Here is a 22,883-nt window from a genome sequence, read left to right on the forward strand (position 1 = left end):
TTAATATTCACTCCTATAATTATTGAAAATTAGTTTAAAGAATCTGGTAACATGTTTGTTGATAATTTAATATTATCTTTATAGTTAACTGGGATATCGATAACAACTGGTCCTTCAGTTTCATATCCTTCTTTGATAGCAGCTTCAAGTTCTTCTTGGCTAGTGACACGAAGACCTTTAGCACCAAATGCTTCAGCATATTTTACGTAATCTACTGGTCCAAAGTCGACACCAGATGAACGTTTATATTTCATTTCTTCTTGGAATTCTACCATATTATATTTACCATCGTTCCAGATTAATTGGATGATGTTTAATTTTTTACGAACTGCAGTTTCAAGATCTTGAGCTGAGAATAAGAAACCACCGTCACCGGCTACTGACACAACTTGTGTATTTGGACGTACTAACGCCGCAGCAATTGCCCATGGTAATGCTACACCTAGTGTTTGCATACCATTACTAAATAATAGGTGTCTTGGATTATAACTTCTGAATTTACGTGCCATCCAAATGTAGTGACTACCTACATCGACAGTAACAGTTGTATCGTCAGTTAAATTGTTTTGCATTGTTTCAATAATTTCTAATGGGTGCATCACGCCATCTTCATGAGTGTATTTAACACCAGTTGCTTCTATAATATCTGCTCTTAATTGTTCTAAATCATTTAAACGTTCTTCATTAATGATAGGTTCAGTCACATTTTCAGATAATAAATGAATTGTACCTGCGATATTACCTACGATTTCTTTTTTAGGACGTAGATAGTTTGTAATTTCTGCTTGTACTTCGTCAATCGCAATAATTTCAGTATCTAATTCTTTATTCCAGTTACTTGCTTCGTATTCGATTGGGTCATAACCGATAGTAACTACTAAGTCAGCTTTTCTTAATAATTCGTCACCAACTTGGTTACGGAATAAACCGACACGTCCGAAGAAATGATTTTCTAATTCACGGTTAAGCACGCCAGCACCTTGGAATGTTTCAACTACTGGTAAGTTTGTTTTAGCGACTAATTGGCGAATTGCTTCTGTTTCTTTTTCACTTGAACTTCTCATACCTGCAAGAAGTACCGGGAATTTAGCTTGTTGAATTTCATGAATGACTTCTTTAATTTCATCAACTGATGGTACGCCTAATTGAGGACGTTCGCATAAATTGATTGCTTTAGATTGAACAGGTGCTGAAATAACGTCTTGTGGGATACTGATGAAGCTTGCCCCGTTTTTACCTGAAGTAGCTGTACGGATTGCGTTTGTCATCACTTCAGATAATGATTCAGGGTCTTGGACTTCAGCGCTATATTTTGTAGATGATCTTAAAAGAGAAGCATTGTCTACAGCTTGGTGTGTAAGACGTAATAAGTCGTTACGTTTAACTTGACCACCAATGGCTAAGACTGGGTCACCTTCTGATGTGGCAGTTAATAGGCCTGTTGTTAGGTTACTCACCCCTGGGCCACTTGTTACTAAAGCTACACCTGGGTTACCAGTTAAACGACCAACGCCTTGTGCCATCATCGCTGCGTTTTGTTCGTGACGTGTAACGATAAGTTCAGGACCATCATCTTCTAACGCGTCAAATAGATAGTCTATTTTCGCTCCAGGAATACCAAACACGTACTCCACATTATTATTTTTTAAAGTATCAATGACCATATCTGCTGCAGAATAATTTTCTTTAGCCATCTAAATTCATATCCTTTCAAATCAAATATTATTTTATATTTTTATTATTATTTTTAATTTTAGTATTAAAAAGAAGCCACATACATGCCTATTTTTTAAGGGAAAAAGAGGGAAAGACTTTGTTACATGTTTGTCGTGGCTTCTTATATTTAAAGTTGCTTTATTTATCATTGTTGCATTGTAATCTCAGTTAATAAAGCATATTCAAATGTGAGATGGGAGTCTTCTATTTATGTCAAGATTGTGTAATAAATCATAATTGTGCAGTGCATATGTCCTGCTACAATTTAAGGGGAATGATTAAACACACACTTTATAAATTCATTTGAATATGTTGTAACTTTATTACGTGTTTCATTATAGTATGCGTTGAACTATTAATAAAATACATATTTTCGATAGAACCCATTCCATTTTGGAATAGGTCAACTTTGTTTCATTTTTGACAAAATCTTTCAAATAAATAGGTATTATCACTTGACTTATCTCCTATATTTATAGTGCGATTCGCGACATTAAGCCCACTTTTTATATTTAAAGTATATTTTTACTCTTTTTAGTTGTTTTTATTTTCTTTATATCTGCTATAATCAATTTTATCATTTTGAATTTTCTTGTCACATATATCCTTTTCTCAAAAAGTAAGAAAACTTTAAATTTTCAGAAATTTTAGACAAAAATCTAAAATTTTATGCTATGATAATAAATATTAAATTAATGACAAGCTAATCTTATAGAAGTTTTAAAAACAACAGTGGAGGTTCAACATTATGTCCAGTTTTTTCAATAATTTCACTAGAAAAGAAGATCCCACTATCTATCAAAATAAAGACGGACATTTAAAACGCACATTGCGTGTCCGAGACTTTCTTGCATTAGGTGTAGGGACAATCGTATCAACTTCAATCTTTACATTACCTGGAGTAGTTGCAGCTGAGCATGCAGGTCCAGCGGTAGCTTTATCATTCCTATTGGCTGCTATCGTAGCGGGATTAGTCGCTTTCTCATATGCGGAAATGGCGTCAACTATGCCATTTGCCGGTTCAGCTTATTCCTGGATTAACGTATTATTTGGAGAATTCTTTGGTTGGGTAGCCGGTTGGGCGCTCTTAGCCGAATACTTCATTGCCGTAGCCTTTGTGGCTTCCGGTTTCTCCGCCAACTTACGGGGATTAGTATCACCCCTAGGTATCGCGTTACCTAAAGCCCTATCCAATCCTTTTGGTGCAGATGGTGGTATTATCGATATCATTGCAGCCGTGGTAATCATTCTTACTGCTTTGTTACTATCTCGTGGTATGACAGAAGCTGCACGTATTGAGAATATTTTAGTTATTTTAAAAGTTTTAGCTATTATCTTATTCGTTATCGTAGGTTTAACTGCGATTCAAGCATCAAATTATGTTCCATTTATTCCAGAACATAAAGTGACAGCAAATGGTGACTTCGGTGGTTGGCAAGGTATCTATGCCGGCGTATCAATGATTTTCTTAGCTTACATTGGCTTTGACTCTATCGCAGCTAACTCAGCTGAAGCAATCAATCCACAAAAAACAATGCCACGTGGTATCTTAGGTTCTTTAATCGTCGCTATCGTATTATTCGTAGCCGTAGCACTAGTATTAGTAGGTATGTTCCACTATTCTAAATATGCTGGAAATGCAGAACCTGTGGGTTGGGCATTACGTCAAAGTGGTCACGGTGTAGTAGCCGCAATCGTACAGGCAATTTCAGTTGTTGGTATGTTTACTGCTTTAATCGGTATGATGTTAGCAGGTTCACGTCTACTGTATTCATTTGGTCGTGACGGCTTATTACCATCATGGTTAGCACACTTAAATGGAAAGCATTTACCTAATAGAGCGCTTGTCATTCTTACTATTATTGGTGTGTTAATTGGTTCAATGTTCCCATTCGCATTCTTAGCGCAACTTATTTCAGCCGGAACATTGGTAGCATTTATGTTTGTGTCATTAGCAATGTATCGCTTAAGAAAACGTGAAGGCAAAGACTTACCGGTACCAGCATTTAAAGTGCCATTCTTCCCAGTATTACCAATCGTTACTTTCGTTTTAGTATTATTAGTATTCTGGGGCTTAAGCTTTGAAGCGAAACTTTATACTTTAATTTGGTTCTTAGTTGGTATTATCATTTATGTTTTCTATGGCATTAAACATTCTAAGAAAAATGAAGAAAAAGACTATATCGTTCCTAAAGATTAATATACAATCAAAAAGCGTAACATGCTAAATAGGAGTAGAGGTGATTCAATAAGAATCATCCCTACTCCTTTTTTATTTAATACTACGTTGATTTCAGTTATTTTAATAAACATCCCTAAACTAAATTAATGGGATATCTGTTGTACTTCTTACCAGCCTTGGCCGTTAATGTCATATTGGTCTAAGCGTCCTTCTTGTAAGGCTTGTAATGCGTCTTCTAGTGTATCTAGTGCATAATCAAGTTGTTCATAGGTAATAACAAGTGGTGGTTGGAAACGTAAGACATTACCAGCTACCGCAATAATTACCAAGCCATGTTCAAAGCAGTAGTTACAAATTTTCAATGCTTCTTGTGACGCTCTTGTCTTAGTTTCTTTATCAGACACTATATCTATACCAATCGATAAACCGATACCTCGTACATCCCCGACATAGTCATATTTAGTTACCCATTGGTCCATTCGTTGACGTACGTAGTTCCCCTTTTCAGAGCTAGCAGTTAATAAGTCGTCTTCTTCAATCATTTCTAATGTTGCGAGAGCCGCTTCACAACTTACTGGATTCGCTCCTGTAGTGAACAGATGCGCAGGTGCTTCTAGGCTTTCGATAATTTCTTTACGCCCCACGATTGCTGACATAGGCAAGCCGCCAGCTAGTGATTTACCGAATGTAATTAAATCTGGAGTAAAGTTGAAGTGATCAATTGAACTCCAAGTACCAGTACGGCCAAGGCCTTGTTGAATATCATCTACGGCAATTAAAATACCATGTTCATGACATAACGCCTCTAACGCTTCAAAGTAGCCTTCTACCGGTTCTAATAAGCCATCGTCTCCTTGAATCGTTTCAACCATGATACAGGCCACTTCTTCAGCGGGTACATATTTCGCGAACATCTCTTTAAGCGGTGCTAAGTATTCTTCTACTGTATTTGGTGTCGGTTGTTCATACATTCCTCTATATTTATCAGGGAATGGAATATGGTAGAACCCACTTAATAAAGGACCATAATGTTTACGCATATTCAAACTGATTGCTGACATGGATAATGAACCAAATGTTGACCCATGATAAGCATTTGTAAAACTGATAATGTATGGTCGCCCTGTATACGCTCGCGCAAATTTAATTACACCATCATTGGCATCTGAACCACTTAATCCAAAGGTTACGCGCTTTTCAAAATCCCCTGGCGCAATATCGCACAGCTTTTTAGATAATTTCACAGCTGGTTCATGATACATATAGGCAGGCGTATAATGGATAAATTTATCAACTTGCTTTTTAATCGCTTCTGTTACGCGTTTTGGTGCATGGCCTACATTCTGTGAGCTTGCACTTGATAACAAGTCAATATACTCTTTTCCATCTACATCAACCAACGTTGCCCCATAGCCGTGATCAATCGCTAATGGATAGTATTTAATTCTTCCTGACGCTGCAAAATATTTCCCATCTTCATTTATAAGTTGCTCTGACTTTGTCATTCGTATCCATCCTCCCAAGAGAGACACCTGGATATGTAGTTGAATAGGATGATGGCCAAGTATAGTGGCCATTTATCCAGGTTTCTCTCGGCTTTCGCCCAAAACATTGTTAAGTAATATTTATCAATATACTAATAATTGTCAGATTTGTAAATATTTTCAGAAAAATTAAAAAATATAAATTCTCAAACAAAATAAATAAAGGTAAGGTTGAAACCTTTGAACAAGATTTCTCCCTTACCCTTCTCTATTTATTATTTACTTTCGTACGGGATTACATCATCCCCGTATTCTTTCTTAATGTAATCTTTAATTTCTTTTGATTGCATTACTTTTAATAGTTCTTGGAATTTTTTATCGTTTTTATGTCCTTCTTGAACTGCAAGAATATTGGCGAATGGTGATGATTTACCTTCCATAACAATCGCATCTCTTGAAGGTTTTAAGCCGTTATCGATAGCATAGTTAGAGTTCATAATAACCGCAGCGCCTTCTCCATTTTTATATGTTTTAGGTAAGAATTCAGCACCTTGTTGATGATTAAATTTTAAATTCTTTTTATTTTCCACAACGTCTTCAAATTTGGCATCTTCTATTTTTACACCTTTTTTCAATTTAACTAAACTTTCATTAACAAAGAATGACAAGAAACGTCCTTCTTCAGCTGGGTTATTAGAGACGTATATCGTTGAGCCCTCCGGAATATCTTTAAGGTGTTTATATTTTTTACTATACACGCCCATTGGGGTTGTAAATACTTTACCAAGTTCTTCTATTTTATATCCATGACTCTTCTTCTCTGCTTTCAAATAAGGTACATGTTGGAAGAAGTTCGCATCGACATCGCCTTTATCTAACAATTTATTAGGCACTTTATAGTCATTTACTTCTTTTACTTCTAAGTCATAGCCTTTCTTTTTCAATTGTGCTTTTGCTTTCTTCAGTACATCTCCGTGTGGTGCAGGAGATGCAGCTACTGTAATCTTCTTATTCTCTTCCTTATCTTTGCCACATGCTGATAATACTAAGATCAAGACTAAAACACTTATAATACTTATCCACTTTTTCATATGTATCGACACCTTTATTTATATTTTCCAATAAAATGAGCACTCTTAAATGATTAGAAGACACAAAAAAATACTTTCTATCTATTTAAGAGAAAGCATCGATACACTCTCTCTTATCTCTTAAAGTATTGTCTACTTTATGTGAATTAGCACCATTTCGTTAAACGACGGTTGCTGGGCTTCATAGGGCACATCCCTCCACCACTCTCGATAAGAGTTAACACGTTTTATTGAATTGATATTATCTTAGCATTCGCTCTATAACCGGTCAATATATTTTTTAAATATTCCGAAAAGTTAACACGTGTTATTCTTTGGCACCAAGGGAATAGTAATATAATCAAGATTAAAGGAGGCTAACAATGTTACGTTACGGCTATCACCTATTAAGCGCCTTAATAATAAGTATAGTCTTGCTTATTACCATGGCCATTATGGATGTCTTTGCACAATCCACGCATCTTACTTTATTACTTATCAACATTGACTTCTTAGCTGACCCAAGTAAAGTACCATTAGTAGTAGAATTACTGATTCATGTATTGATAGGTTTTATTATATATATTGTTTTCTTGTTTATTTATCATATATCTAAGCCACTTTATAACTTAAGTTATGTGTTACTTATGTTGATATTCATCGTACTCTATCCACTCTTAATTATGTTAGCACGACGTGAGATATTCCAATTCAGTTGGCTTGAGTATGGTTTATGGATGGTTGCGCACATTATCTTCATTTGTTTAATGGCATGGGCTATACCCTACTTTTCAAAAAAGAAATACTAAATTCACAGAAATTATAAACTTTAAATAACCTTTAATATTGTTAAGCTAAATTTACAAAAGGTGAGTTCTTTAAGCTAGGTTAAAGTTTCGATATCGTTCGTTTTAAAGCCCTATTTAATTCAATTCTGAGTGTTACACTAAGGCTGTAATCGATAATAAATGAAATGGGGTTTGCATTGTGAAGAAGGTTTCTCTATTGGTGTTAACTGTTCTAATAGGCACGGTAATATTATGTTTAAACTCAAACCATGCATTAGCTGCAGAAATGGTTACGAAGGACAATGCACAACAAGTTGCACAAGAAGCAATGTCTAATAGTGGAATTTACAAAACTTCGGCAAAGCCATAGATAAAGGTAACTATTTCGAAATTGAAAGTCATAATAAAGCAAATTCTGGTGTAGGTGTCTACAGAGTTTATAAAACTGGCGAAGTAGAATATAAGAATGATAAATTTAGTGATTTTAATCAATTAGCAAGTGAAGACACACATGCGGAACACGGCATCGCAAAAGCTGCTGAATTAGATAACCCATCTCCAACTACTTCAGACGCTTCTTCCGTAGATAATGCTCGTGAATTGAATACGTATTATGTAGGAAATGTAGCTTCTACAGAAGTCCCATCATCTAAAACTAATACACATCAATCTACTTCAAACAAAACATTGCCTCAAACTGGTGATGCCAATCATCATCAACCTATTCAAGCTTTAGGTAGTTCATTATTTCTACTAGGTAGTTTAATTTTAATCAATCTCACAACTAGAAAAACTGCATAATAGCTTGAATGTTTTTAGTGAGAGTGAGACATTTATATCATAGATGTCTCCATTTTTGTTTTGGCAATAGTTGATTGAGTTGAAGACTCACTGTAACTGTACTTTCTTCATTACTGGTCAACCTTGCTAGAGTGAGACAATGAAATCTTAGAAATCACATTAGATTTCTGTGTTGCTCTCTTTTTATGTAAGGAGGTTAAACTATATGGTTTATACGTTATTAGGTATATGCGTCATCTTACTAATAGGCGTTGTCGGCTTTCCATTGATATATGGATTCATAGATGGCTCTAAAAATCCTGGCAAGTATCCTAATTTTCTATCTAAAGAAGAACAACGTCGTCAAGAACATAGAAAGAACAGAAAAGATAAGTAATAATAATTTAGAAAAAATATTGCACCCCTAGAAGTGGGATTGTTTAGTCCAACTTTTAAGGGTGCATTTTATGTGATACTTTATAATTTAATTGTGTAACAGTATCTTATATTAATGATAAATTTTACTACCTTGTTCTTTGAATTCTTCGGCTTTTTCTTTCATTCCTTCTAATTTCTCTCGATGTTCTTCTCTGATATTATGCGAAATTTTCATTGAACAGAATTTAGGGCCACACATACTACAGAAGTGTGCGACTTTAGCCGCTTCAGTCGGTAACGTTTGATCATGATACTCACGTGCTCTATCTGGGTCTAACGACAAGTTAAATTGATCAATCCATCTAAACTCGAAACGGGCTTTACTTATCGCATTGTCACGTTCTTCTGCATTTTTTAGATCTTTTGCTAGATCGGCAGCATGGGCCGCAATCTTATAAGTAACCACGCCTTCACGCACGTCATCTTTATCTGGTAAACCAAGATGTTCTTTAGGTGTTACGTAACATAACATTGCTGTACCATAGCTTGCAATGTTAGCTGCCCCCGATAGCTGAAGTAATATGGTCATAAGCTGGTGCAATATCAGTTGTCAGTGGTCCAAGTGTGTAGAACGGCGCTTCTTTACAATAGAAATCTGCTAACTCTTGGTTTTCTTTAATTTTATGCATAGGAATATGGCCAGGACCTTCAATCATTACTTGTACATCATGTTTCCAAGCGATATCAGTTAGTTCTCCAAGTGTTTTCAATTCTGCAATTTGACTTTCATCATTTGCATCATAAATTGAGCCTGGTCGTAAGCCATCACCTAATGAGACAGCAATATCATATTGCGCTAATATCTCACAAATATCATCAAAATGTTCGTATAAAAAGCTTTCTTCGTGATGTGCTAAACACCATTGCGCCATAATTGAGCCGCCTCGAGAAACAATGCCAGTGAGGCGGTCTACAGTAAGTGGTACATGATGTAGACGCACACCCGCATGAATTGTGAAATAATCAACGCCTTGTTCCGCTTGTTCGATAAGCGTATCTCGATAAATTTCCCAAGTGAGATCCTCTGCTACACCACCAACCTTTTCCAAAGCTTGATAGATAGGCACGGTACCCACTGGCACTGGAGAATTACGCAATAAATATTCTCGAGTAGAGTGAATATTCTTGCCTGTCGATAAATCCATGATTGTATCTGCGCCCCAATGGATAGCCCATACAAGCTTTTCTATTTCAACTTCAATAGATGATGAGACAATAGAGTTACCAATATTAGCATTAATTTTAACTTGGAAATTCTTACCAATAATCATTGGCTCAGATTCAGGGTGATTTACATTGTTAGGAATAATGGCGCGTCCTCTAGCAATTTCTTCACGGACAAATTCTGGGTCCACGTCTTCTCGGCATGCCACATATTTCATTTCTTTAGTAATTATGCCTTTTTTAGCATAGTACATTTGTGTAATGGCATGGGCTTTACTTGCTTTTCGCGGTTGGTAGTCAAAAGATTGTTCAACAAGATTTTTATGCCCCTCTTTTTTAAAACCATTATCAATAGATTGTATACGACGTCCAATATAAGTCTCAGTATCGTTTCGCTCCTCTATCCAATGATGACGGGTTTTTGGAATACCTTTGAAAATGTCTACTTTATAATCATCTTCATGGTAAGGGCCTGCTGTGTCGTATACATACAAAGGGTCATTGTGGCGCTTTTCATTGTCGAATAGTGTATCAGATAACTCAATCTTTCTAAATGGCACCTGAATATCTTCATCTACACCTTGCTTAAATACACGTTCACTTGCTGGAAAACCTTTTTTCAATTCAATGTTTTCTTGTTTCATAAAATCCTCCTATAATCATGACGCTAAGAGAATTTTAAGCACACAAAAAAGGAATATATTTGTTAGAAAAAAGCGATCATTAATAATAAAATACATTATTAAACAGAATAAAATGATGGTTGATAGAGACAACCATAATCGTATCCTGTCTTTTTATATGTATTGAATATATTTTATTTTAAATTTACTTTATCCATTTGCTTCCCTACGCTAGTATTATCTAGTTCAAGTCCAAAGGGTTGAGAAATATTCCTCTCTCAGCACTTAAAAGCACCCCTAGCAAATATTAATTGATATCCGATGATATTCAATTATGGCTTTAGTATATCAATTAAGATAAAAAGTTACAAATTAAGATTTAATTCACTATATTAGGAGTGGAATTTAGATGGAGGAAATGATTACTTAGTACGTAGAGAATAAATAATTAAATCAGAAACACCATTAAAAATCTAATTACATTTACAATTTATTAGCCGACCTATCTTATCTCTCAAAATTCGTTTGTTTTACACTATTAATAATGAAATCAGGATTTTCTAATTTTAAATTTTCTTCACTATGACTTCCCCATGTTACAGCACATGAAGAGACTCCTGCATTTTTTGCCATTTGAATATCAAATATAGCATCTCCGATATATATAGTTTCAGTTTTGTTTAAGTTATATTTATTTAAAATATAAAGAATACCATCAGGTGATGGTTTATAATTTTTTACTTTATCTGACCGTATGATTTCCAAGAATAAATGATCGACCTTTAATATCTTTAAATTTCTCTTTAGTACTTCAGTTTTTTTACTAGAAACCACGAATAATTTAGCCTTTTTATGAAGTGTCTCGAGTTGATTTAACATGCCATCATAACTATTTAAATGTGCTTCTTCAACTTCTTTATAATTTTCTCTAAATAATCTTATGAGTTGCTTAAGTTCTTTTTCGTTTAAATCTACTGAACTCATTAAATTAAATGATTTTTCAATAGGTATACCCATATAATATTCAATTTGTTCATCACTAGGTTCTTTCTAGACCATACTCTCCAAAAGCTTTCTTAGTTGCGATGAGACTACATTTTTTTGAATTAGCAATAGTACCGTCAAAATCAAAAATTATATTTTTAAACAACTTTTCTCCTCTTTTCTAAATATTAATTAGTTTGTCTCAAGTTTAACAAGTCATTAAATTTAGCCACTTATACTAGAAGTTTCATATTTTATACATTACTTCTTTTTAGACTTTCAATAGACTCTAATAAATGTTTTGTATTAGCAGGCTCCTGTTGTAAATATAATGTTTCCACTATTCCGTTATAATTATCTTCCGACATTAAAACTGCATTTCCACCTTTTGATGTAATTTTGATTATGTCATTATCATCATTAACTTTATTTATCATATCTTTAAGAGGTGTGCGTATATATATATATGAGTATGATTTAACAATCATATTAAATCTCCCCCTTACAATTGTCCAAAAATATTTCCAAAAAATCTTGCTAAAAAACGCCGTCTGCTATGGGCATAGCAGATGGCGTTTAGTGCTTCAACATGTATATTGAAACTATTATTTACTCGACTAAATATAATATATTATATTTATCTTAATTTGTAGATATAGAAGTAAAATTACTCCATCATATTTAATGAAAGCCTGGTTACATTTATCTTACTAGAGTACTTTATAGCTCATTTTGTAACATGAGTTAGTTATATATGCAAAATTACTTTTCCCATTCCAATAAATGTCTTACCGCTGTTAGATTATTCACATTACATATATTTAAATAATTATCCAAGAAAAGAGTATGTTAACCTAAAGGTAAGGAGGACTGGAAATGATACCTAAAACATTAATTACTTTATTAATAATTTTTTATCCTATTTTTATTAAAAGAATGAAGAATAAAAAGAAAGATGAGTATAACTCATTAAGAGATAAAAAGTATTAATAGTTTAAAATGGATGCATCATATCCCTACTCACTGATATTCAAATAATGACTATAGCTAACACTAAAAATCCCCTCACCGCCAAAACAGTGAGGGGATTGTATTTTCATATATAAAGCTTTGCACTAGGGTGTTATAACCCAACAAGTAAACATATAAAAGGTTTTATTTATTTTCTGAGCTATCTTGGCTCTCTTTGTCTTGATTGTCTTTGTTTTCTTTATCTTTGTCTTTAGATTCTTGTTCTACACCTTCAGGGTCTTGTTCTTTTGCGTTACCTTTTTTAGGATTATAGTTTGCGTCTTCAGTATATTCATTACCAGCATTCCATAATAAGAATTCATTTACGCCATTATCTTTAAGCGCTTGAACTTGCTCTGATACGGCTTTCGCATCGTAATCAATATAATTACCGTCGCCTAAGTAAGATGCAGTGAAATCTTGAATCCATGGACGAGAAATTGGTTTTTTCTTACCAAGTGTATCTAATAATTTATTTTCTTTTTGGATATAACGGTTAACTGTTTTATAAGGTTCAGTATCTGGTGCGTCTAAACCAAAGTCTCCATTACTCCAGTGTGATGGATAAATCATTGATGAAATTGCGTCTACATTTTCAGAGATTTTAGGGAAGCTTTGACCAATACCTGGTGCATTCTTAACTAATGCAGAGTAACCAAATACATCGGCTGATACGTTAACACCCATAGGTTTTAATTCTTTATTGGCATGTTCTAAGAATTTAGTAATCGTATCCACACGTTGATCGCCTGAACTCATCTTACTATCTTTATAAGACCCTTTATTATAAGTTAAGCTGTCTGCTTCATTTTCAAAGCCTTCAGGGAAACGAACGTAGTCGAATTGAATGTCTTGGAATCCAGCTTTAGCGGCTGCTTTCGCAACATCAATATCATAGTCCCAAACTTCTTTCATAAATGGATTGATGAAGCTGTCCCCTTTACCATTTGTCCATACAGAACCATCACTATTTTTAAATGACCATTCAGGATGTTCATTAGCTAATTTTGTATCTTTAAATGTTACGATACGTGCAATTGGATAAATATTGTTGTCGTGTAATTTTTTCAATAATTTCTTACCATCAACAATATCTAATGTGTTTTTGTCTACTTTTTTGTTACCAGTATTAAGTTTCATAGTAATGTTACCTTCGTCATCTTTAACGTCGATAACCATTGCATTCAATTTAGAATCTTTGATGAATTTAACGAGTTCATCCATCTTGTCGCCTTGTGTTGAATTACTTGTAACGTAAATACCTTTAACGCCGTCTTTAGGATAGTCTACTTTATTTTCATTGTTGTTTTTGTCGTTGTTCTTTTTCAACTTATCGCTTTGACTATTAGATTGTTCGTTCTTCTGGCTGTCCCCTTTTTGACCGCTATCTGATGAATTATCTCCATTACTGCAAGCAGCGAGTAACAAAGCACTTGTTGTTAATACAGCAAATATTTTGTTCTTTTTCATTCCCTTAGCCTCCGAAAATTTTTATATGTATAATTAGGTTCTTTTATTAGAAAAGTAAGCGATTTATAGTATTTAAAACATTCTACTCAAAAGAACCTAACTTTCATTTAGAATAGCATATTTTCTTCAACAATATTGGATTTTGTAAGATTTTATTTAACAAATCAACTATTTTTTTATACTTTTAAATTTTAATAACAAATAATGCTACCTTTTCTTAGGAATGAAATTAAAAACATCTAAATCTTCAAATCATCATATGTTTAACCTTTTCAACTGTGTGTTATGGCATAAATAAGGCTATTTTTTGAAACTATAAACTGTAAAATAAGAATTTTCAATAAATATAGGTTTTATAGCTTGAGAATATAGATGATTTTTATCATAATAAATATGAAAGTTAATTAAAGGAGTGGAAAGAGTAATGAATAAAGAACAATTAGAAAAAATGACTAATGGAAAAGGTTTTATCGCAGCGTTAGACCAAAGTGGCGGTAGTACTCCAAAAGCATTGAAAGAATATGGTGTAAACGAGGACGAATATAGCAACGATGATGAAATGTTCCAACTTGTACACGATATGCGTACTAGAGTAGTAACTTCACCTTCATTCTCTCCAGACAAAATTTTAGGTGCTATCCTTTTCGAACAAACAATGGATCGTGAAGTTGAAGGCAAATACACTGGCGACTATTTAGCAGATAAAGGCGTTGTTCCTTTCTTAAAAGTCGACAAAGGTTTAGCTGAACAACAAAACGGTGTTCAATTAATGAAACCTATCGATGACTTAGATGACACATTAGACCGTGCGGTTGAACGTCATATCTTCGGTACTAAAATGCGTTCTAATATCTTAGAATTAAATGAACAAGGTATCAAAGACGTTGTTGAACAACAATTCGAATTTGCTAAACAAATTATTGCTAAAGGTTTAGTACCAATCATCGAACCTGAAGTTAACATTAACGCTAAAGACAAAGCTGAAATCGAAGAAGTATTAAAAGCTGAACTTAAAAAAGGCTTAGACGCTTTAAACGATGATCAATTAGTAATGTTAAAATTAACTATCCCTACTAAAGCTAACTTATACAAAGAATTAGCAGATCATCCAAATGTTGTCCGCGTAGTTGTATTATCTGGCGGTTACAGCAGAGACGAAGCTAACAAATTATTAAAAGAAAACGATGCATTAATTGCAAGCTTCTCACGTGCATTAGCAAGTGACTTACGTGCTAGCCAATCACAAGAAGAATTCGATAAAGCATTAGGTGACACAGTAGATTCAATCTACGACGCTTCAGTAAATAAAAACTAAGAGTCACTCTTTTAGTAATAAATATGAACTAAAAAGCTAGGACATCTTCTACAGGTGTCCTAGCTTTCATTTGATATAAGTTCGCGATGAACACTCATTTTGTCATCGCTATATTATTCTATTGTTGGTTTTGATGTTCCTCGAATAATTCTCTTACTTGATTAAAGAAATCACCAAATTTTTGCGCTGCGTTATCGCCAAACATTTCTTCTAAATTTGCTTGTGATTCACTGGCACTTTGTTGAGATGTTTCATACATAGCCACTTCATAAGCTTGTAGTGCATCTTTTAACTCATCGTGTTCTTTAATCGCTTTAGCAAGTAAATATGCATCGTAAAATGCCATATTCACGCCCTCACCCGCAAATGGACTCATTAAATGCGCGGCATCACCGATTAAAGTTAAATTAGCTTGGTTTTCCCATTTAAATCCTATTGGCAATTTATAAATACGACGTAACAATAAGTCATCGCCAGCGTATTCAATATATTTTTTCAAATCTGCGTCTCAGTCACTAAAATCGTTTAATAACTGTTCTTTAATTTCTGCTTTGCTCATCGCTTTAAATTGATCAAAGTCATCGTAATCCATTTGATAGGACATATAGACTTTTATACGTCCATCGCCGTTAACTTGTCCTAGTATCGCTTTATGGTCACCAAACGCCATCATTTTCCCATTTTTGTTAAATTGAGCTAAGTCGGGATGTTGATTAAAGACATCTTCCACGTTTAATTCCACCATTGAAATGCCATTATATTCTACATCTACATTCGCTAAGTACGGTCTTACTTTTGAAAAGGCTCCATCAGCCCCCACCACGAAATCGAATGTCATGGTACTGGTATCATCAAATTCAACTTCAATTTGGTTATTATCTAAATGAGTTAAGCCTTTAAATGCTTTACCATAAATGACTGTATGATCATGCAATTGTTCAGAGACAATATCGCATAGTTCGCCGCGATCAATTTCAGATCGGCCACCTTCCACTTCAGGATCTGCTGTTTCTTCATAATAGACTGTGCCATTCTTATCTAAAACACGAGTGTCTTCGCCTTCAAAACGCGCAAGTTCTTTAAATTTATCGATAATTCCTGTTTCTTTCAGAGGTAATTGACCACTTTCTTCATGAATATCTAAAGAGCCTCCACGGTCTGCATTCACTTCTAAGCCCGCTTTTTCAAAAATATTAACTTCAACCCCTTGTTGTTGTAATAGTAGTCCTAACATTAAGCCACCAGGGCCACCGCCGATAATACCCACGCGTTTCACATCTTTAATATTCATTCCCATATACCCCCAAATAATTATTTATTGAATTTTTCTAGTCTTTCTTTAGTTTCTTCAACAAATGCGTCAAATTCTTTTTTAGTTTCTTCATCTTGTAATGCTTGTTGACTCGCTTTCATAAATCCGTGGAAAACTTCTTGTAACTTTTCACGTGTTGCTTTCATTTGTTCGAAATCAACATTATCAAATTGGTTCAAACGTTGTGTGAATTCATCTTGGTCGATATTGTCTTTTAAGAATGTTTTAACTTCTTCAGTAATTGTATAGACTTTTTTATTACCATCTTTTGAAATAGAAACAAAATCTCTATCTTCTAACATTTGTAAGATTGGATATACAGAACCTGGACTTGGTGAGTAGAATCCTCTAAAGCGTTCTTCTAAGTCTTTAATAATTTGATAACCATGACGTGATTCTTCTTCTAACATTTTTAGAATAATGAATTGTAAATTTCCTTTTTTGAAAAATCTGTCACGGCCTCCGCCACGACGACCACCGAATTGTTCAAATTTATCAAATCCTCTTTGTCCTTTACCAAAATCAAATTGTTCAAATTGGTTCATTCTTTGTCTCATATCTTGTGCATTTCTTCTAAACATCATATTAATCACCTTTTCTTGTATTATTTTTAATTACTTTTTCGATATATCGATATAATAAGCGATATATCGAAATAATTTTTAAAAAAATAAATACTGCTCCGAACAACCTCGTCAGAACAGTGTTTATCTTCTATTACTTATTAAATTCTTCATTTTCTAAAAGACTTAAATTACCAAATAACGGTTTCCATTCATCGATAGTATAATGAGATACTAACCCTTTATACCAATATGGATCTTTCTCTAGTAATTCTATTAGTTGCGTTTTATCTTTAACTTTAAAAATTAAATAAGCTTCCTTCACATCTTTGCGCTCATCAACCGTAGGACCTGAGACGATTAAGCGGCCTTGTTTAATTAATTTACGTAAATAGAGTACATGAGGGATAACATTCTTCTTCCATCCCTTTAAATCTGTATGTTCAAACTTAACGATATAATGTTTCATTACTCTCCCTCTTCTTCTAAATGGATTAAGACCTTCCCAAATTTACCGCCTGTCACAACTGGTACGTTCTCTCCATACTTGTCTTCTAAATAGCGTTGAGCTTCTTCAAGTTGGCTTTCATCAAGTTCAACTTCTACTTCTTTTAACCAAGTAGGTAATTGTTGCATAACTTCTTCGACAGATTTGTCTTGATGTTGCGTATGACGTTCGATTAATGTTTCATACGTATAGTCATTGCCATATAGTAATTGAAGTAAATAATACATATCCGCAGTCATAGGTTGGCTCTCTAAACCTAGAAAAGCAGTGATCTCATCCACAACGGAATTTTCTTTAGGCCCTGCCATTAAACTCACATAGACAAACTTCTTAGCCGCTTCAATTGCTTTATTCACTGCTTGCCAAGTGGTTACGACCGGGCACATTGAAGCAAAGACTAAATCGTGTTGTCCTATTATAGCAATGTCTACATCTTCAAATGATTGATTAATAGTGTTTAATGTAACATCGTAATGTTTTGCGTTATCATTTAACATCTCATGTAAGACGTTCGAGGGCTCTAAACTTGTGACTTTAGCCCCTTGTTACGCAAAAGGAATACTAAAAACGCCTGATGCCGCACCTATATCTAATATACTCAAGTCACCTAAATGCCCTGTTTGTTTTTCCACCCATTTCATAATGCGGGCAGTACGTTGTTGGCTCTTTTCAGTAAATGAGTTCGCATTAAAGTTCTGCGCCCACTTTTCAAAACCAGGTGCATCTGGATTGCCTAAACCCGCACGCTTCATTCTCTTATCTTGCGTGTTCTCATCATTCTCCCATGCCTCTTCCCAAAACTGATTACTAAAAATTTCTGCGTTCATACATCTCATCTCCTATGCGTTTATATGATACTCATAGTTTAACCTCATCTCAGTATCATTTAAAAAATTCAGTCTAGCAAATAATGGTTATTAGATGAAACTAAACTTATTCTGATTGTAAAAAAACACCAAATAACTTTAGATAAAATTATTTGGTGGTCTATATTTAAATCTATTCAATAATGTAATTATAATGATTCGCCATTTGATTCAATCACATTGCGATACCAATCAAATGATGCTTTTTTAGTACGTTCAAGCGTACCATGACCTTCATTATCACGATCCACATGAATCAAACCGTAACGTTTTTTCATTTCACCAGTCGTAAATGAAACGATATCAATAATACCCCATGGCGTATAACTCATTAACTCTACGCCATCTTGATCTACCGCTTCAATTGCTGCATTAATATGTTCACGTAAATAATCGATACGGTAGTCATCTTGAATTGTACCATCCTCTTCAAACTCATCTACTGCACCGAAGCCATTTTCAACAATAAATAAAGGAATTTGGTAACGATTATATAGCGTATTCAATGTATAACGTAAGCCTACTGGATCAATTGCCCAGCCCCAATCGCTCTTCTCAATATAAGGATTCTCGACAGAATTAGGTAAGCCACCGTTTACAATATTATCTTCAACGCTTACTTCATTATCGTGCTTAACTACTGTAGACATGTAATAACTGAAACCAATGTAATCGACTTTACCTTCGCGTAAAATTTCATCATCGCCCTCTTGCCAACCAATATCGATATGTTCACGTTCAAACATCTTCGTCGCATAACCTGGGTAATAACCACGCACATGCACATCTGGGAAGAAGAAACGTAGTCGACTAGCAATCTCAGCTTCCATGATATCTTGAGGATTACAACTGTATGGGTAAATTGGAACGTGAGAAATCATTGCACCAATTTCGAAATCTGGATTAATTTCTTTACCGATTTTTACAGCTTTGGCACTCGCAATTAATTCATTATGTGCCACTTGATATAACACTTCTTGTTTGTTATCCTCATCGGTTAGCGATACGCCTGAATTTGTCCATAAGAAGATTGGATTATTGATATCCATTTGGTTATTAATTTCGTTAAATGTCATCCAATATTTCACTTTATCTTTATAACGTTTAAACACTGTTTCTGCAAAATGAGCAAAGAAATCTGCCACTTTACGATTTCTGAAACCACCATACTCACGTGCTAAATGTAATGGCATTTCAAAATGTGATAATGTAATGACCGGTTGAATATTATATTTTAATAATTCATCAAATAAATCATCGTAGAATTGTAAACCTTCTTCATTCGGTTCACTTTCATCGCCATTAGGGAAAATACGTGTCCACGCAATAGAGGTACGTAAACATTTTAAGCCCATGTCACTAAATAATTTCACATCTTCTTTATAGCGATTGTAGAAGTCAATACCTACATGGTTTGGATAATATTTATCTGGGTCAACTTGTTGGGTAATCTCACGTGCTTGACCATGTGCACCTGCCGTCATCACATCGATAACACTTAACCCTTTGCCACCTTTATCGTAGCCACCTTCAAATTGATTGGCAGCCAATGCGCCACCCCATAAAAAGTCTTGTGGTAATTTAGCCATACTATAAAACCTCTTTCCTCTTTATTTATACTTTATTTTTTAACTACTGTAATCACTTTATCCTTAGCCTTAACATGTTGAACATCATCCACGATAACTTCTTCAAATTCATTACTATTTGTAACAAGTACTGGTGTAATGATGTCGTAACCTTGCTCTTTAATATATTTAGCGTCAAATTTTAATAAAGGCTGTCCTACTGTTACTTTTTCATTTTCAGAGACAAGCAATTCAAATCCTTCACCATTCAATTTAACTGTATCTAAACCAACATGAATAAGTAATTCAACACCTTCTGGAGATGTAATGCCAATAGCATGTTTACTAACTGCTATCATGCTCACTACTCCATCAATCGGAGCCTCTACTTCATAATTATCAGGTTGAATGGCTAAACCTTTACCCATCATCTCTTCAGCAAATATCGGATCATCTACTTCAGATAATGGTATAACTAATCCATTTAAAGGCGCATAAATATCACTTTCTAAATTACTTTCTGAACGAACCACGTCTTTATTGTCTTGAATATCATCTACTTCATCGACTTGCTCTGTCGCATCTTCTCCATACCCAAATAGTTGAATTAATATAATTGGTAAAATGATTGCAAGAAGTGAACCAATTATTATTCCCCAAATGGAAGTTGGATTATCAGGACTGTAACCATTCACAACAGTGATAGGGCCTGGAAGACCTGCATATGCATAGTATTTAGGGTTAAAGAAACTAGCAATTAATGCACTAATTCCACCACTGATACAGGCAATTACGAATGGCTTTTTGAAACGTAAGTTCACACCATACATTGATGGCTCAGTAATACCGAAAATCCCTGTTATACCAGCTGATAATGATACTTTTTTAAGCTCTTTATTTCTAGTTTTCAAAAATACACCTATTACTGCACCGAATTGTGATATAACGGCAATTGTTTGGAATGCTTGGAAAGCGTCACTCTTATATTGTTCAAAGTTCGCCAGTACCATAGGCGTAATACCCCAATGAACACCAAATATCACGAACACTTGCCAAAAAGCACCAATAAGTAAGCCTGCTAACCATGGCGCAACATCTACTAACCAGTTAAATCCTGATGCGATACCATGAGCTGCACCAGATGCTAGAGGACCAATAATTAATAATGTTAATGGAACCATAATTACAATACTGAAAAATGGTACAAACAATGGTCGCACTACTTCATGAATATATTTGTTTAAATACTTTTCAACGTAAGAAAGTACCCATACTAATAATAATGGTGGTAGTACAGATGATGTGTAACTCGTCTCACTTAATGGAATACCTAAGAACGTAAATATTTTACCACTACCAATACTTTCAACAATACCTGCTAAATCAGGACTAACAAGAGCCGCACAACAAGCCACTGCAATATATGTATTTACTTTAAAATGTTTAGAAGCTGTTAATGCAATAAAGATTGGTAAAAACGTAAATGGCGCCCATGATATAAAATTAAACACTTCATAAGTTCCTGTTTTTTCAAAAGTAGGAAATATCATTTTTGCTACAATAAGAATACCTTGTAAGATACCAGCTGCTGCCAAAACATAAATAAATGGTGCGAATACAGCTGACATTGTAGCGATAATTCTATTTAATACCGTGCCTTTCTCTTCTTCTTCGCTAGCCTGTATATTATCGTCTCCAATTAAGTCCTCAAACTCTCTGTATACATTGGCGACTGCGTTACCTATAACTACTTGAAATTGTCCATTATTTTCAACGACTGTCACAACACCATCGAATGATGAAACTTTTTTCTTGGCATCTGGAACTGAACGTTTTAAAACAATACGTAGTCGCGTTGCACAGTGTGTGTAATTGACAATATTATCTTCTCCGCCTATTGCTTCAATAATTTGACTTGCTAACTGTTTATTTTTGTCACTCATGACTTAGCCTCCCAATGAGCTATATTCTATTTTTTATCAAAAATGAAAGCCTTTACATATTCAATTATAATTATACCGGTATAATTTGTAAATAACTTTTTCTATATTATACCGGTACAATTTTAAACATAGGAGTATCATCTGATATACTAAATATAAATTACACGTTAAGGGAGCAAATTAATGTTAAAGTACGAACGAATTGCGCAAGAAATTACAACCGCTATATCCAATAATGAATATATTGTAGGAGATAGACTTCCAAGCGTTGAAGAATTAAAAACTGACTATCAAGTGAGCAAAAGTACGATTATTAAAGCTTTGGAAATACTAGAAAAAGATGGCACTATTTATCAAACTAGAGGCAGTGGCATTTATGTGCGTAATAAAAAGAAAGATGGATATATAAATTTATTAAAAACTAAAGGTTTTTCCGACAATTTACAAGGACATAAAGTGAGCAGTAAAGTCTTAAACATTCAAACTATTCATCCCACTGATATTATTAGAGAACATTTGCGTTTAGATGACAATATTTCAGAAGTTTACTTAGTTGAACGTATTCGCTATCTTGATAATAATCCTTTATGTATTGAAACTTCTTATTTTAATAAAGATCTTGTACCATTTTTAGATACTCATATTGCTGAAGATTCAATATTTGATTATCTTCAAACTCAATTAAATATTAATATAGGCTTTTCTGATATTTATTTTTATATCGATTTTCTTTTGGAAAATGAAGCAACCAAGTTAAATCTTCAGTCTCATGATCCATGTATGCGACATGATCTCACCTTCTACACAACTAAAGGTGAACCTTTTGATTATTCAAATATTGTTTATCATTATAAGTACGCAAACTTCTTTATCCCTATTCAAAGTAAATAAAAAGTGACTTCAATTATTTTCAACAACGTATTGATTGCGATACGCCTGCAGGAATAGCATGCGTCTTGAGACTACAGGCTCAAGCCATGCCCACGGCAAGGGAACAATTCAATACAAAATAGCCACATAAAAAGGCCCATAAATGAATTTTCAACAAACTCATTTATGGGCCTTCTATTTAAAATAATCTCGTTAGTCTACGAGTAT

18 protein-coding genes, 3 pseudogenes and 2 riboswitches are annotated in these 22,883 nt (G+C 34.1%); of the genes and pseudogenes, 7 read left to right on the forward strand and 14 right to left on the reverse strand.

Going from position 1 to position 22,883, the window contains the following annotated elements:
- Nucleotides 1-29: 29 nt before the first annotated feature.
- Nucleotides 30-1,694, reverse strand: coding sequence for an acetolactate synthase AlsS (alsS, locus tag FH144_RS00375; protein WP_242313151.1), 1,665 nt, complete (start codon nucleotides 1,692-1,694; stop codon nucleotides 30-32).
- Nucleotides 1,695-2,464: 770 nt separating this feature from the next.
- On the opposite strand from alsS, the gene FH144_RS00380 reads away from it, so the two are divergent.
- Nucleotides 2,465-3,916, forward strand: a complete 1,452-nt coding sequence (locus tag FH144_RS00380; RefSeq protein ID WP_242313152.1) for an APC family permease — start codon at nucleotides 2,465-2,467, stop codon at nucleotides 3,914-3,916.
- Between the two features lie 149 nt (nucleotides 3,917-4,065).
- Here the strand turns inward: FH144_RS00380 and FH144_RS00385 are convergent, their stop codons facing one another.
- A complete protein-coding gene (locus tag FH144_RS00385; RefSeq protein ID WP_242313153.1) occupies nucleotides 4,066-5,403 on the reverse strand; it encodes an aspartate aminotransferase family protein in 1,338 nt (445 codons plus the stop codon).
- A gap of 254 nt (nucleotides 5,404-5,657) precedes the next feature.
- On the reverse strand, nucleotides 5,658-6,473 hold the full coding sequence (locus FH144_RS00390; RefSeq protein ID WP_242313155.1) for a MetQ/NlpA family ABC transporter substrate-binding protein: 816 nt from the start codon (nucleotides 6,471-6,473) through the stop codon (nucleotides 5,658-5,660).
- Between the two features lie 110 nt (nucleotides 6,474-6,583).
- Nucleotides 6,584-6,690: riboswitch (SAM riboswitch) on the reverse strand.
- Between the two features lie 145 nt (nucleotides 6,691-6,835).
- On the opposite strand from FH144_RS00390, the gene FH144_RS00395 reads away from it, so the two are divergent.
- The 4 genes from FH144_RS00395 (at nucleotide 6,836) to FH144_RS00410 (ending at nucleotide 8,417) form a co-directional block, all read left to right on the forward strand.
- On the forward strand, nucleotides 6,836-7,261 hold the full coding sequence (locus FH144_RS00395; RefSeq protein ID WP_242313156.1) for a DUF898 domain-containing protein: 426 nt from the start codon (nucleotides 6,836-6,838) through the stop codon (nucleotides 7,259-7,261).
- 178 nt (nucleotides 7,262-7,439) lie between these two features.
- Nucleotides 7,440-7,610, forward strand: a complete 171-nt coding sequence (locus tag FH144_RS00400; protein ID WP_242313158.1) for a hypothetical protein — start codon at nucleotides 7,440-7,442, stop codon at nucleotides 7,608-7,610.
- Between the two features lie 230 nt (nucleotides 7,611-7,840).
- A complete protein-coding gene (locus FH144_RS00405; protein WP_242313160.1) occupies nucleotides 7,841-8,041 on the forward strand; it encodes an LPXTG cell wall anchor domain-containing protein in 201 nt (66 codons plus the stop codon).
- Nucleotides 8,042-8,246: 205 nt separating this feature from the next.
- Nucleotides 8,247-8,417 (forward strand): hypothetical protein, encoded by a 171-nt coding sequence (locus tag FH144_RS00410; protein ID WP_242313162.1) that lies wholly within the window; start codon nucleotides 8,247-8,249, stop codon nucleotides 8,415-8,417.
- Nucleotides 8,418-8,528: 111 nt separating this feature from the next.
- On the opposite strand, the pseudogene thiC reads toward FH144_RS00410, so the two are convergent.
- The 4 genes and pseudogenes from thiC to FH144_RS00430 all read right to left on the reverse strand — a co-directional run bounded on the left by thiC (nucleotide 8,529) and on the right by FH144_RS00430 (nucleotide 13,710).
- Nucleotides 8,529-10,266, reverse strand: a pseudogene (gene thiC, locus FH144_RS00415) (phosphomethylpyrimidine synthase ThiC).
- Nucleotides 10,267-10,451: 185 nt separating this feature from the next.
- Nucleotides 10,452-10,554, reverse strand: a riboswitch (TPP riboswitch).
- A 198-nt stretch (nucleotides 10,555-10,752) separates the two neighbouring features.
- Nucleotides 10,753-11,395: pseudogene (locus FH144_RS00420) on the reverse strand (HAD family hydrolase).
- A gap of 88 nt (nucleotides 11,396-11,483) precedes the next feature.
- On the reverse strand, nucleotides 11,484-11,717 hold the full coding sequence (locus FH144_RS00425) for a type II toxin-antitoxin system Phd/YefM family antitoxin (protein ID WP_242313164.1): 234 nt from the start codon (nucleotides 11,715-11,717) through the stop codon (nucleotides 11,484-11,486).
- 667 nt (nucleotides 11,718-12,384) lie between these two features.
- A complete protein-coding gene (locus tag FH144_RS00430; RefSeq protein WP_242313166.1) occupies nucleotides 12,385-13,710 on the reverse strand; it encodes a putative glycoside hydrolase in 1,326 nt (441 codons plus the stop codon).
- A gap of 424 nt (nucleotides 13,711-14,134) precedes the next feature.
- Between FH144_RS00430 and FH144_RS00435 the strand changes: the two genes are divergently transcribed.
- Nucleotides 14,135-15,025, forward strand: a complete 891-nt coding sequence (locus tag FH144_RS00435) for a fructose bisphosphate aldolase (protein ID WP_242313168.1) — start codon at nucleotides 14,135-14,137, stop codon at nucleotides 15,023-15,025.
- Nucleotides 15,026-15,143: 118 nt separating this feature from the next.
- On the opposite strand, the pseudogene FH144_RS00440 reads toward FH144_RS00435, so the two are convergent.
- The 7 genes and pseudogenes from FH144_RS00440 to FH144_RS00470 form a co-directional block, all read right to left on the reverse strand.
- Nucleotides 15,144-16,316, reverse strand: a pseudogene (locus FH144_RS00440) (FAD-dependent oxidoreductase).
- Between the two features lie 20 nt (nucleotides 16,317-16,336).
- Nucleotides 16,337-16,918: a PadR family transcriptional regulator gene (locus tag FH144_RS00445; protein ID WP_242313170.1), complete on the reverse strand. Its 582-nt coding sequence runs from the start codon at nucleotides 16,916-16,918 to the stop codon at nucleotides 16,337-16,339.
- A gap of 136 nt (nucleotides 16,919-17,054) precedes the next feature.
- Nucleotides 17,055-17,369 (reverse strand): YciI family protein, encoded by a 315-nt coding sequence (locus tag FH144_RS00450; RefSeq protein WP_242313172.1) that lies wholly within the window; start codon nucleotides 17,367-17,369, stop codon nucleotides 17,055-17,057.
- Nucleotides 17,369-17,905 carry a hypothetical protein gene (locus FH144_RS00455; RefSeq protein ID WP_242313174.1) on the reverse strand — a complete coding sequence of 179 codons (537 nt, stop codon included), beginning with the start codon at nucleotides 17,903-17,905 and terminating at the stop codon, nucleotides 17,369-17,371. The genes FH144_RS00450 and FH144_RS00455 overlap by 1 nt, the downstream gene beginning before the upstream one ends.
- A 48-nt stretch (nucleotides 17,906-17,953) precedes the next feature.
- A complete protein-coding gene (locus FH144_RS00460; protein WP_242313176.1) occupies nucleotides 17,954-18,244 on the reverse strand; it encodes an SAM-dependent methyltransferase in 291 nt (96 codons plus the stop codon).
- Between the two features lie 179 nt (nucleotides 18,245-18,423).
- On the reverse strand, nucleotides 18,424-19,863 hold the full coding sequence (locus FH144_RS00465; RefSeq protein WP_242313178.1) for a 6-phospho-beta-glucosidase: 1,440 nt from the start codon (nucleotides 19,861-19,863) through the stop codon (nucleotides 18,424-18,426).
- Nucleotides 19,864-19,895: 32 nt separating this feature from the next.
- Nucleotides 19,896-21,785, reverse strand: a complete 1,890-nt coding sequence (locus FH144_RS00470) for a beta-glucoside-specific PTS transporter subunit IIABC (protein WP_242313180.1) — start codon at nucleotides 21,783-21,785, stop codon at nucleotides 19,896-19,898.
- 183 nt (nucleotides 21,786-21,968) lie between these two features.
- Between FH144_RS00470 and FH144_RS00475 the strand changes: the two genes are divergently transcribed.
- Entirely contained in the window at nucleotides 21,969-22,676 is a 708-nt protein-coding gene (locus FH144_RS00475; RefSeq protein ID WP_242313182.1) for a GntR family transcriptional regulator, read from the forward strand.
- The last annotated feature ends 207 nt before the right edge of the window (nucleotides 22,677-22,883 follow it).

Origin of the sequence: Staphylococcus sp. acrmy, from assembly GCF_022690565.1 — a bacterium.
Lineage (GTDB): Bacteria > Bacillota > Bacilli > Staphylococcales > Staphylococcaceae > Staphylococcus > Staphylococcus caledonicus.